This window comes from Bradyrhizobium liaoningense (assembly GCF_018130955.1).
Taxonomy (GTDB): Bacteria; Pseudomonadota; Alphaproteobacteria; order Rhizobiales; family Xanthobacteraceae; genus Bradyrhizobium; species Bradyrhizobium liaoningense_C.
Window position 1 is genome coordinate 145,318 of sequence record NZ_JAFCJM010000001.1, and the last position, 12,741, is coordinate 158,058.

Annotated in this window: 10 protein-coding genes; 6 read left to right on the forward strand and 4 right to left on the reverse strand. The window is 62.7% G+C overall.

The annotated features are described in order from the left end of the window. Positions 1-13 precede the first annotated feature (13 nt). The 6 genes from JQ632_RS00675 (at position 14) to dusA (ending at position 8,928) form a co-directional block, all read left to right on the forward strand. A complete protein-coding gene (locus JQ632_RS00675) occupies positions 14-1,405 on the forward strand; it encodes a cytochrome ubiquinol oxidase subunit I (protein WP_249151181.1) in 1,392 nt (463 codons plus the stop codon). Continuing rightward, positions 1,402-2,406, forward strand: coding sequence for a cytochrome d ubiquinol oxidase subunit II (locus JQ632_RS00680; RefSeq protein WP_212400295.1), 1,005 nt, complete (start codon positions 1,402-1,404; stop codon positions 2,404-2,406). Before JQ632_RS00675 ends, JQ632_RS00680 begins: the two co-directional genes overlap by 4 nt. Then, on the forward strand, positions 2,399-4,294 hold the full coding sequence (locus JQ632_RS00685) for an ATP-binding protein (protein WP_212400296.1): 1,896 nt from the start codon (positions 2,399-2,401) through the stop codon (positions 4,292-4,294). Before JQ632_RS00680 ends, JQ632_RS00685 begins: the two co-directional genes overlap by 8 nt. Beyond that, positions 4,284-5,660, forward strand: coding sequence for a sigma-54 dependent transcriptional regulator (locus JQ632_RS00690; protein ID WP_212400297.1), 1,377 nt, complete (start codon positions 4,284-4,286; stop codon positions 5,658-5,660). Before JQ632_RS00685 ends, JQ632_RS00690 begins: the two co-directional genes overlap by 11 nt. Positions 5,661-5,798: 138 nt before the next feature. Continuing rightward, a complete protein-coding gene (phaC, locus tag JQ632_RS00695) occupies positions 5,799-7,517 on the forward strand; it encodes a class I poly(R)-hydroxyalkanoic acid synthase (RefSeq protein WP_212400298.1) in 1,719 nt (572 codons plus the stop codon). Positions 7,518-7,932: 415 nt separating this feature from the next. Beyond that, complete coding sequence (gene dusA / locus JQ632_RS00700; protein WP_212400299.1) at positions 7,933-8,928, forward strand: tRNA dihydrouridine(20/20a) synthase DusA; 996 nt, start codon at positions 7,933-7,935, stop codon at positions 8,926-8,928. Between the two features lie 5 nt (positions 8,929-8,933). Here the strand turns inward: dusA and JQ632_RS00705 are convergent, their stop codons facing one another. The 4 genes from JQ632_RS00705 to nhaD form a co-directional block, all read right to left on the reverse strand. Further along, positions 8,934-9,446 (reverse strand): TIGR02281 family clan AA aspartic protease, encoded by a 513-nt coding sequence (locus JQ632_RS00705; protein ID WP_212400300.1) that lies wholly within the window; start codon positions 9,444-9,446, stop codon positions 8,934-8,936. A gap of 25 nt (positions 9,447-9,471) precedes the next feature. After that, positions 9,472-9,669, reverse strand: a complete 198-nt coding sequence (locus JQ632_RS00710) for a DUF1289 domain-containing protein (protein ID WP_212400301.1) — start codon at positions 9,667-9,669, stop codon at positions 9,472-9,474. Positions 9,670-9,712: 43 nt separating this feature from the next. Continuing rightward, positions 9,713-11,308, reverse strand: coding sequence for a HAMP domain-containing sensor histidine kinase (locus JQ632_RS00715; protein WP_212400302.1), 1,596 nt, complete (start codon positions 11,306-11,308; stop codon positions 9,713-9,715). Positions 11,309-11,459: 151 nt separating this feature from the next. Further along, positions 11,460-12,737 carry a sodium:proton antiporter NhaD gene (nhaD, locus tag JQ632_RS00720; RefSeq protein ID WP_212400303.1) on the reverse strand — a complete coding sequence of 426 codons (1,278 nt, stop codon included), beginning with the start codon at positions 12,735-12,737 and terminating at the stop codon, positions 11,460-11,462. Positions 12,738-12,741 lie beyond the last annotated feature (4 nt).

Here is a 12,741-nt window from a genome sequence, read left to right on the forward strand (position 1 = left end):
CGGAGGAATGATGATGGACGCCGTGTTCCTTGCGCGCATGCAGTTCGCCGCCAACATCACGTTCCACATCCTGTTTCCATCGATCTCGATTGCACTGGGCTGGGTGCTTCTGTTCTTCCGGCTGAAGCACCTGCGCGCGACTGATCCCCAGCAGAAACTCGATTGGCTCCGCGCCTACCGCCTGTGGACCAAGGTGTTCGCCCTGACGTTCGCGCTCGGAGTGGTCAGCGGCGTCACCATGAGTTTTCAATTCGGTACGAACTGGCCGGGCTATATGGAGCGTGTGGGCAACATCGCCGGCCCTCTGCTCGGTTATGAAGTGCTGACCGCGTTCTTTCTGGAAGCGGGCTTTCTCGGCGTGATGCTGTTCGGCCATCGCCGCGTCGGCGAGATGGTTCACCTTGGGGCGACCTTTCTGGTGGCGCTGGGCACGCTGATGAGTGCGTTCTGGATCCTCGCGCTCAATTCGTGGATGCAGACGCCGGCGGGATACGAGATTGTCGATGGCCAGTTCCACGCACGGAGTTGGCTGGAGATCGTCTTCAATCCGTCCTTTCCCTACCGCTTCGTCCACATGGTGCTTGCGTCGTCGCTGACCTGCGCGTTCCTGCTGATCGGGATCAGCGCCTGGCAGCTCCTGAAGGGCGTCGCGACGACGAACGCCTCGCGGGTCTTGCGAACCGGGCTCGTGCTCGCGGCCCTGGCCGCGCCCGCCCAGATGGTGGCCGGTGATTTCCACGGGCTCAATACGCTCAAGCATCAGCCGCAGAAGATCGCGGCGGTTGAAGGCATCTGGGAGACGACGCGTGGCGCGCCGCTGCTCCTGTTCGCGATTCCGGACGATGCGACCCGGTCGAACCGTTTCGAACTGCCGGTGCCGAAACTCGCGAGCCTGATCCTCCGCCACGATCCTGACGGGGAACTCAAGGGGCTGAACGAGTTCCCGTCGGCGCATCCGCCGGTGCTGCCGCTATTCTGGTCGTTCCGGATCATGGTGGGAACGGGCATTCTGATGTTGCTCGTCAGCTGGGTCGGCCTCTGGAGGCATTGGCGCGACGGTTGGGAGTTTTCCCTTATGCCGCGACCATTGCTCAAACTGTTCGCGGGAATGACCTTTGCCGGATGGGTTGCAACCATCGCGGGATGGTACGTCACGGAGATCGGACGGCAACCGTTCATCGTTTCCGGCCTTATCCGAACAAGCGAGGTCGCTTCGCGCGTTCCATCGGCGAGTATCGCGCTGACCCTGGCAATCTACGTGACCCTCTATGTGGGCTTGCTGGTGGCCTATGTCGGCGTGCTGAAATACATGTCGGAGAAGCCGGAAAAGAGCTCGGCGGCCGTCACGTCGGAGGATCTTGCACAGGACCCGCTTCGCTATCAGAGCCGCGGAGAGTTCGCATGATGTTGATGTCCTTCGACGAGCTTTTGCCGCTGATCTTCATCGGGCTGATGGGCGTATCTCTCCTCGTCTATGTCGTGAGCGACGGCTACGATCTCGGGGTCGGCATGCTGATGCATCGGGCGACGCCTGACGAGCGGGATACCATGGTCGCCTCGATCGGCCCCTTCTGGGACGCGAATGAAACCTGGCTCGTTCTCGGCGTCGGCCTTCTCCTCGTCGCCTTCCCCAAGGCGCATGGACTGGTCCTGTCGGAATTGTACTTGCCGACCGCCCTCATGCTGGTCGGCCTGACCCTGCGCGGAGCTGCCTTTGATTTCCGGGTCAAGGCGAAGGCCGACCGGAAGGCGATGTGGGATCGCATGTTCATTGCCGGATCGATGCTGGCGTCCGTATGCCAGGGCTGGATGCTCGGTCGCTATATCAGCGGTTTTGGCGAGGGTTGGAATTATCCGATCTTCGCCGGCGCTATCGCGATCGCGTTGCCGACGGCCTATGCGCTGCTCGGCGCGACATGGCTCGTTATGAAGACGCATGGCGAGCTGCAGGAGAAGGCGATCGAGTGGAGCAAGATCGCCTGGGCACCCATGGTCCTGGGCCTGATCCTGATCTCGATGGCAACGCCGTGGATCAGCGAGACGGTCCGCCTCAGGTGGTTCACCCTGCCGGCGATGATCGCGGTGGCCTCGATCCCGATCACGACCAGCGTTGCGCTGCTGACAGTCCGCCTTTTGCTGGGGGCGCCGGCCGTGCGCGGCGCGCTGTGCTGGCTGCCCTTCGCATTGCTGGTTCTCGTGTTCTTCCTGAGTTTCCTGGGTCTCAGCTACAGCATCTACCCCTATGTCGTGATCGACCGGCTCACGGTCTGGCAGGCCGCCAGCAGTCCGGAGTCGCTCCGAGTCATATTGATCGGGGTCTGCGTGACGCTGCCGGTGATCATCGCTTACACCGGATTTTCCTATCGCGTATTCCGGGGCAAGACCATAGAGTTGGACTATGCGTGAGTGGCCTGCCGCGATTGCCGGCGCTCCCGGGTTTGTGCTGGTTCACAAGATGACGGAGCTTTCATCCCTGGTGAACGTCAAGGAGCCTGCCAAGGTCGGTTCGGTGGCGCCTTCTTCCACGCGTTGGTTCATCCGCGGCGCATTTGCCCTTGCGTTGGTCGCGGCGGCAGCGTGGCTCGGATATGCGGTCACGTTCCGCCGGGGACTGGACCATTTGCACGCTGCGGCCCAGCAGCGGTTGGCCGTCGAGGCCGCCAGGCTCGACGGCCATCTTTCGAGATTTGAATATCTTCCGTCTCTCCTGGAGACGTCACCCGGTGTGTTCCGGTTGCTCGAGGCGCCCAGCGATCCCGCACTGCAACAAGCCGTCAGCCTCTATCTGAAATCGATCAACCTGCTGGCGGGGGCCGACAACCTCTATGTTCTCGGGGTCACCGGCGCGACGCTGGCCGCGGCTGATTTCGACCAGCCCGGGACACCCTTCGGCGAAAACCTGTCGTATCGTCCCTATGTGAGCGAAGCTCTCGCGAATGGTCGCGGCGCATTCTTCGGTGTCGGTATCACCACCGCGCGTGCCGGCTATTATCTGTCCTATGCCCTGAAGGACAGCGGGACGACGAAGGGGATCGCGACCGTCAAGGTCAATCTGGATTCGTTCGAGCGGGCGTGGCGCAACACCGACAACGACATTCTACTGGTCGACGAGCGCAAGGTGACGATACTCGCCTCCCGCGACGAGTGGCGCTATCGCCCGATGGCGCCGCTGTCGGTTCAAACACGCGATGACATTGCGCGATCCAAACCTTATGGAAACCACGATCTCGCGCCGCTCGGATGGACCTTCGTCGCCCAGTCCGACAACGGCACTGCACGGATCACCGTGGAAAACGGCACCGCCTATACCGTCAGCGAGCTTCCAATCAACCGCGGTCTGTGGAAACTCGTGCTTCTCGACGACGAGGCGCCCACGCGGGAGACCGCGCTCGTCATCGGGGTCATATCGGGACTCGCTGCCCTCGTCGCGCTGCTGGCGCTTGGTCTTGTCGAGCAACGCCGTAGAGAGATCAAGCAGCGGTTGGCGAGCCAAGCCGCGTTGCAGGCGGCGAACGACATGCTCGAAACCAGGGTGCAGGAGCGCACCGCCGAATTGCGCGCTGCGCAGGATGAGCTCGTTCATGCCGGCAAGCTGGCCGCGCTCGGCCAGATGTCGGCGGGCATCGTGCACGAACTGAACCAGCCGCTGGCGGCCTTGCAGACCGCCGCCGACAATGCAGTTTTGCTGGTCGACCGCGGATCAATCGGCGATGCCCGTGGAAATCTCACCCGAATTGGCGAGCTGGTGCGGCGGCTCGGACGCTTGACCGGCCAGTTGCGGGTGTTCGCATACAAGTCGAGCAGCCCGCTCGGCGCGGTTTCCGTTGAGCAGGCCGCCGCTGAATCGCTCAAAATACTTTCCGGGCGCGTCAAGGAAGGCGGGGTCGCCGTCGCGACGGACATTGACGCGAAGCTCTGCGTCGTTGCCGATCAGACGCGGCTTGAGCAGCTGCTGTGCAACATCGTGGCAAATGCGCTGGATGCCGTGGAGAGCGTCGAGCGAAAGTCGATCCTGATCCGGGCGACCCGGGAGCAGGGACAGGCGGCCCGCTGCCGCATCGCCATCAGCAACAGCGGTCCGGCGATCGCGTCCGATGTTCTGCAGCGGATGTTCGAGCCATTTGTGACGACCAAGCCTGCGGGCAAGGGGCTCGGCCTCGGCTTGATGCTCTCCAACCACATTGCGCGTTCCTTTGGCGGCGAATTGCGTGCGCGAAACCTTCCTGATGGCGCCGAATTTGTCGTGATCCTTCCATTGGCTGAGATGACAGAGGTGGCTTCGCATGGGCGATGACCAATCTATTGGTGTGATCTATGTCGAGGACGACGAGGATGTTCGCATTGGTGGCGTTCAAGCCCTCGAACTTGCAGGTTTTTCGGTCTCGGGATTTGCTTCCGTCGAGACTGCTGGCGTGTCCGTACGCTCGGACATGCCCTTCGTCGTGGTTTGCGACGTGCGCCTGCGCGGCAAGAGCGGCCTTGAGTGGCAGGCCGACCTGCGCAGGTTGGATCAGGATCTGCCGGTGATCCTCATCACCGGGCATGGTGATATCTCCATGGCCGTGCAAGCGATGCGCAACGGTGCCTATGATTTCATCGAGAAGCCGTGCTCCTCGGAACAGCTGATCTCGGTGGTGCGCAGAGCCGCGGAGAAGAGGCGCCTCACACTGGAAGTCCGCTCGCTGCGGTCGGCCTTGGCGGACCGCCAGGGAATCGAGGCGAGCCTGCTCGGCCGATCGCCGCAGATTCAGGAGGTGCGTCGGCTCGTTTCCACGTTGGCTGCGACCAATGTCGACGTCACGATCTATGGCGAGACCGGAACCGGCAAGGATGTCGTCGCGCGCTGCCTCCACAATCATAGCGGTCGCCGCGCCGGCAATTATGTCGCGGTGAACTGTGGCGGCCTGCCGGAGTCGCTGGTCGAAAGCGAGTTGTTCGGTCACGAGGTCGGCGCATTCACCGGCGCCACCCGCCAACGTATCGGAAAGATCGAGTATGCCAATGGCGGAACGCTGTTCCTCGACGAAATCGAGAGCATGCCGCTGAGCGTCCAGGTGAAGTTGCTGCGATCGCTGCAGGACCGGTCCATCGAGCGCGTCGGAACCAACAAGCCGATCTCAGTGGATTGCCGCGTCGTGGCCGCGAGCAAGACCAATTTGTTCGAGTTGAGCGAAAAGAAGCTGTTTCGCGCCGATCTCTACTATCGCCTCGGCGTCGCATTCATAGAACTGCCGCCGCTTCGAGAGCGACGTGAGGACATTCCTCTCCTGTTCGAGCACTTCACGCTGGACGCCGCGAGACGCTTCGAGCGCGATGCGCCGATACTGGACGATCAGACGATGTCGGCCCTGCTGGCTTACTCCTGGCCGGGAAACGTGCGCGAGCTCCGCAACGTCGCCGACCGCTTCGTGCTGGGCGTTCTCGACGGCAAGGCGATCAACAAGTCCGGATTTGGCACGTCGGACCTGTCGTTGCCCCGGCAACTTGAAAATATCGAGCGATCGATCATCGCGGACGCACTGCGGCGCAAGCAAGGCGACGTCCAGGCAACGGCGGCGCTGTTGGGCGTCCCGAAGCAGACGCTGTACGACAAGATAAAGCGTCTTGCCGTGAACGTTGACGGGATCCGTGAAGGTTCGGTCGTTCGCTCCGGAACTTGACGAAGGCAAGCGAACGCTTGTGACTCTCCGGGCGACGCGGTGCAGCCGGCCGGGTATGAAGCGAAGGGCGCCAGATAGAAGCTGCCCGGACCTGGAAACGCGACCCATCATCTTATTTTGCTGAGTGAGGGAAATCTGATGAATCGGCCATTCAATATGCCGGACGAGTTTGTCGAAGGGTTCATGAAGGCGGGCGCGAGCCTGTGGCGGTCGCTGGGATGGCCGGCGGATAGCGATCGCGATGGCGCGAAGGCGAGCTCAGCGCACAGCTCGTCGGCGCGTATCGCTGAACTACAGGCCGAGCATCTAATGCGTCTGTACCAGCTCACAGAGCACCTCATCAAATCAACGGCAGGCATGCAGAGCGAAGGAGGTCTCGAGCCCGCGCGCGGCGACCGCAGGTTCAATGCCACGGAATGGCGGGACAACTCGCTCTACAGCATGCTGAAGCAGTCCTATCTGTTGAACTCGCGCTATTGCACCGACTTCGTGGAAGCCCTGGATCTGGACGAGAAGGAAAAGCACCGCCTGCGCTTTTTCACGCGCCAACTCGTCGAAGCGATGAGCCCAACCAATTTTATGACCACAAACCCTGATGTCATCAAGCTTGCGACCGACACCGAAGGTCAGAGCCTCAAGGCCGGTTTCGACAATCTGATCGCGGATCTGGGCAAGGGCAATTTGACGATCACGGACGAGAACGCATTCGAGGTCGGAAAGGACGTCGCAACTTCGAGGGGCGCGGTGGTGTTCGAAAACGACCTGTTTCAGCTCATTCAATATGAGCCGGCGACGGAGCAGGTGGCTGCGCGGCCTCTGCTGGTCGTTCCGCCCTGCATCAACAAGTTCTACATCCTTGATCTCCAGCCGGCCAATTCCTTCGTCCGCTTCGCGGTCGAGCACGGCCTGACGGTCTTCATGGTGTCCTGGCGCAATCCGGATGCCTCTTGCGGGCATTTTGGCTGGGACGATTACGTCGAGCACGGTGCGATGCGCGCCATTGAGATCGCTCAATCGATATCAGGCGCCGATAAGATCAATGTCGTGGGCTGGTGTGTCGGAGGAACCATTCTGTCGTCGGCGCTGGCGATCCTGCGGACACGAGGCGACGAGTCGGTCGCCAGCGTGACCCTGCTGACGACGATGCTCGATTTCCGAGAGCCCGGCGATCTCGGCGTGTTCGTGGATGAAGGGAGCGTGCGACAGCGCGAACAGACGATCGGCCACGGCGGCATCTACCGCGGCGCCGAGTTGGGATTCGTCTTCCAGACCCTGCGGTCGAAAGAGCTGATATGGCCGAATGTGATCAACAATTATCTGAAGGGAAAATCGCCCGAGCGTTTCGATCTTCTTTTCTGGAACGCCGATGTGACCAATCTCCCCGGTCCGATGTATTGCTGGTACATCCGCAATATGTACCTGGAGAACAATCTCCGGGAGTCCCGCAAATTGACGATGTGCGGCACACCCGTCGATCTGGGACGGGTCGATTTACCTGCCTACGTTCTGGCGACCGTCGAGGACCACATCGTGCCATGGCGATCCGCCTATCGAACGACGGGCCTGTTCGCGGGCGAGACGCGTTTTGTGCTCGGTGCGAGTGGGCACATTGCCGGCGTGATCAATCCAGCATCGAAGAACAAGCGGAGCTATTGGGTTTCGGACAACCGCTGCGATGATCCGGCGACATGGCTCGCGAGCGCTGAGGAGAAGCCCGGCAGTTGGTGGAATAACTGGATCGAGTGGCTCAAGCCATGGGCGGAAGACCAGGTGCCCGCGCGCAGCCAACTCGGAAGCAATCTCTACCCACCCGGCGAATCCGCGCCCGGCCGGTACGTGAAGGCGAGGGCAGGTTGACGGCACTGTCGGGATTCGCGCTCGCCCGGCGCAAGCTCCATTAGTTGCGTGTTCCGGAGGTTTGCGGAGTGCGGTGCTTGATATCGCGCGGGCGGTAACTATTGGAAGTAGCCAGCGATCGCACAAGGCACGGCACAGACATGGGCGTTATACTCAAGTTGCGGGATGAGTATAACCGATGCCGATTTCCTGACCCGAATGCCGAGAAGATCGCTGATACTCGCTGTGCGAGTGGCGTGTGCAGTCTCGCTCTCGTGTGCGTGACGTGTGCACTGAGAATCGAAGAAGTGATTTTCGCTTCCAATTCATGCCTATATGGCCCTAGAACAGCCAGGCGGCGGAAGCCTCGTCAAACCAGATTTCTCAATCGGTCCAATCGCACAAAGGTCGATCAGACGAAGAATCTCTTAGTAAAATGAATAGCTTAGACCACAAGTTTGCCGTGGCGCCCATGATGGACTGGACCGACCGGCAGTGTCGCGTCTTCCATCGCCATCTGACGCGGCGGGCGCTGCTCTACACGGAGATGCTGACCACCGGCGCAATCCTCCATGGCGACCGGGCGCGGCTGCTTGGGTTCGATGCGTGCGAGCATCCCGTGGCGTTGCAACTCGGCGGCTCCGATCTGCGTGACCTCGCGGAAGCCGCGAAGATCGGCGAAGAGTTTGGCTATGACGAGATCAATCTCAACGTCGGCTGCCCATCGGACCGTGTGAAGGACGGCCGCTTTGGCGCCTGCCTGATGGCGGAGCCGGCGCTGGTTGCGACCTGCGTCGCTGCGATGAAGCGCGCCGTGCGCGTTCCCGTCACCGTGAAGTGCCGCATCGGCATCGACGACCAGGATCCGGAATTGGCACTCGATGCGCTGGCGCGCGGTGTCGTGGAGGCGGGCAGCGATGCCCTCATCGTGCACGCCCGCAAGGCCTGGCTCAACGGGCTGTCGCCGAAGGAGAACCGCGACATCCCGCCGCTCGACTACGACCGCGTGTACCGGCTCAAGCGCGCGATGCCGCAGGTGCCTATCATCATCAATGGCGGCATCCTGAGCATCGACGAAGCGAGGGCGCATCTCGCCCATGTCGACGGTGTGATGCTCGGCCGGGCCGCCTATCAGGAGCCGTGGCGGCTGCTCGCGGTCGACCCCGAGATCTTTGGGGAAGCGGCTCCGCACGCGACCATGCAGGGCGCGTTCGAGGCGATGATGCCCTATATCGAGGCGCAGCTTGCGCAGGGGACGCGGCTGCATGCCATCACGCGACATTTCGTCGGTGCTTTCCATGCGGTGCCGGGGGCGCGCGCGTTCCGCCGTCATCTCGCGGAGAACGGCGTCAGGGCGGGGGCGGGCATCGACGTGCTGCGCGAGGCGATCGCGTGCGTCACGCAGCGCGTGCCGGTTGAGGCCGCGGCGTAGTCGCCCTACTGATAGCCGTGCAGCTTCAGCCGGTCGGCGCGCACTTCCAGGCGCTCCAGCCGGTCGAGGAAGCTCATGCCGAGCAGGTTGGTCTTCATCGTGCCGTGCGGCACCACCAGCGCGGGCACCGAGCGTTCGACCAGCTTGCCGACCGCGAGACGGTCGAGCGTGAGCCGCGCCGCCTTGGTGTGACCGCCCGCGGTCTCGACGTCGACATTGTAGTCCAACAGTTCCAGCGGCAGGCCGGCGGCCTTCGCCGTCTCGTAGGTGAGCACCACGGAGGTCGCACCGGTGTCTACCACCATCGGCGCGTTGACGCCGTTGATCCGTGCGAGCAGCGCGAACTCGCCGCCGCGGCCGCGCTGGATCTCGACGGCCTGCGTCTTCACGCTGGTGCGCTTGCGCAGGAAATCGGACACGGTGTCGGTGGCGCGCGCCACCTGCTCGGGATCGTTGTAGGCGACGACCGCGCCTGCGGTTGCGGTCAGAAGCAGCAGGACGAGAATGAGGCGGCTCATCGGACGCCTCCAAAGGCCCGCGCCGTCAGGCCTTCGAACTCGCCAGGGGCTGAAGCCCGGCTTCCGCCATGCGCGCGGGCAAGAGAGACATTACCGCGAGCCGTTCGCTGCGCTCCATCGCATGCCAGCGCGCGATCTCGGGCAGCGTGCGGCCGCAACCGAAACACAGCTTGGTCTTGGGATCGATCATACAGACGGCGATGCACGGCGTGTCTTTGCTCATTCAGACATAGTGACGGATGATCGGGCAGGTCTGCAAGCATCTCTTACGAACCCGTTCCCGCGCTCATGATCGGCTTGTTGCGCGGCCGGCGTTTCTCGTCGGTGACAGCCATGTTGTCCGGCTGAAGGGGCGGAGCTTCTTCCGACATGGGCGCAAGCGCCGACATCACGCGCTCCGGCGGGAAGGTGACGATCACCTCGGTGCCGATGCGCAATTTGGATTTCAGCGTGAAGGTGCCGCCGTGCAGGTCGATCAGGTTCTTGGCGATGGGAAGTCCAAGGCCCGCGCCCTGTTCCGCCGACTTGATCGAGTTGGAGCCCTGGCCGAACGAGGCCAGCACGATGGGGATCTCTTCCTCGGGAATTCCCGAGCCGGAATCCTTGACGCTGAGGTATTGCCCGCCGGAGGCGGTCCAGCCGACCTTCAGCCAGATCTCGCCGCCTTGCGGGGTGAACTTGATCGAGTTGGACAACAGATTGAGCACGACCTGCCGGATCGCTCGCTCGTCGGCCCACAACCGCGGCATGTCCTGCTCGAACACCTCGTGGATGGTGATGCCGCGGTTCGACGCGCGCAGCTTCATCAGGTGATGGCAGTCGGCGACCACGCCGAGCAGCGAGACCGCTTCCTCGTTGAGTTCGTACCGGCCTGCCTCGATCCGCGACAGATCGAGGATCTCGTTGATCAGGTTGAGCAGGTGCACGCCGGAATTATGGATGTCGGCGGAATATTCCTTGTAGACCGGCACCGCATGCGCGCCGAAGATCTCGCTCTTCATCACCTCGGAGAAGCCGAGGATGGCGTTGAGCGGCGTGCGCAGCTCGTGACTCATCTGGGCCAGGAATCGCGACTTGGCCACGTTGGCGGATTCGGCGCGGTGGCGCGCCTCGTCGGAGATCGCCTTGGCCTGTTCCAATTCCCCGATCAGCGCGTCCTTCTCCGCGCGGGCTTCCAGCGTCGCGAAGGTCGAGGAATGCAGCTGGCGCGCCAGCAGCACGAAGTAGAACTCGGCCGCGAGCGCCAGCGCCGCGAGGATGTAGTTGTCGATCGTTCCCGTCACCACGAAGCTCAGCGCCATCGCGACCGCGACGGGCGCGGTGGCCGCAAGTGCCGCGATCGGCAGGTTCGCCGCCAGCATGCTCGACACTGCGATCACCAGCAGCATCAGGAACATCATCAGCGTTTCCGTGACCATGTCGAGCACGGGGTGGATCAGGATCGCCATCCAGCACAGGCCGTAGAGCAGGTCGAGTACGACGAAGCGCGTGCGCCATTTGCGCGTCGCGGCGGGCGTCGCCGGCTCGGCCAGGAAACGACGGCAGCTCTTGATCATTGCGGCATGGATGCAGAGCATGCCGCAGGTCCAGACCGCCGCCCCGATCGGCCGCATCCAGAACCCGAACAACAGGCCGGTTGCGACCACCAGCAGCATCACGACATAGGAAGCCGACAGCCGCGTCTGGGCATATTGCCGGAGCATTTCGCTGTCGAAGGCGGGCCGGGTTCCGCTCGTGGACGTTAACTTGTCGCGAGCCTCGCGCACCCGCTTCGCTGCGGCCTTTCGGCTGCTCGCCGACGGCGGAGGCACCGGCTCGGCCGGAACCTGCACAACCTCGGGCTTTTCAGCGGGGTTACTCATGAAGCAACACAATTCCTGCCCGCGCGCAGACGGGCCTTCTGCATTCTCTATCTCTGGCAACAAATCCTTAAGAGCTGACTTAAGGAGCTAAAGAATTACGTTAACGGGGGGTTAATTTGGTCGCGCGAGGGCAGGCGGCCGAACCTGCCAATCACTGCGTCAGCGCATACTGCGCGATATAGACCGCCGCGCCCGCGAGATACCCGATCAGCGCCGGCCCCGCGATCCGCCGCGCGTACCAGAAGAACTCGATCTTTTCGAGCCCCATCGCGGCGACACCTGCGGCGGAACCGATGATCAGAATCGATCCGCCGGTGCCGGCGCAGTAGGCGATGAACTCCCAGATAAAGCTGTCGGGCGGATAGTGCGCGAGGTCGTACATGCCCATCGTCGCGGCGACGAGCGGCACGTTGTCGATCACGGCGCTGAAAAGGCCGAGCAGGATCACGATGACATCCTGTCGGCCGACGGTCGTCTCGAGCCATCGAGCGAGCATCGCCAGGAGGCCGGCATGGTCGAGGCAGGCGACCGCGAGCAGGATGCCGACGAAGAACACGATCGCGCTCATGTCGATGCGGGTCAGCGCATGCGCCAGCGTGAGCGGGCGGCGGACATGTTCGTCCTTGTTGCGATGAACGAGCTCGCCGACCAGCCAGACGATACCGAGCCCGAGCAGCACGCCCATGAAGGGCGGCAGATGTGTGATCGTCTTGAAGGCGGGCACGGCGATCAGCGTGCCGAGCCCGAGGTAGAACATCAGGTTGCGTTCAAGCAATGCGACGTTCCGCAGGCCGTCCTCCCTCGGCGGAGACGCGATGGTCTTGCCCTTGAGGGAGATGCTGACGAATGCCAGCGGTACGAGCAGGTTGACCAGCGAAGGGAGGAAGACGGCGCCCATGATGTTCAGCGGCGTTATTTGTCCGCCGATCCAGAGCATGGTCGTGGTCACATCACCGATCACGGTCCACGCACCGCCCGCATTCGCGGCGATGACGATCACGGAAGCGAACAGCAGGCGGTCGTCGCGCCTTGCGAGCAGCCGCTGGATCAACGAGACCATCACGATGGTCGTCGTGAGATTGTCCAGGACGGCGCTCAGGAAGAACGCGACGAAGCCGACCAGCCACAATAGCCGGACCTGGCTTGTCGTGCTCATGCGCGAGGTGATGACCTCGAATCCGTCATGCGCGTCGATCACCTCGACGATCGTCATCGCGCCGATGAGGAAGAACACGATCTGCGCGGTGGAGGCGACGGATTCATCGATCTGGCGGCCGACCATGGCGTGGTCGCCGATCGCGATCGCATAGACAGCCCACAGCAGCCCTGCGCCGATCAGCGCCGACGCGCTCTTGTTGACGCCGAGCGGATGCTCCAGCGCGATCGCCGCATAGGCCAGAACGAAGATGGCGGTGATCGCGATGAGCAAGATG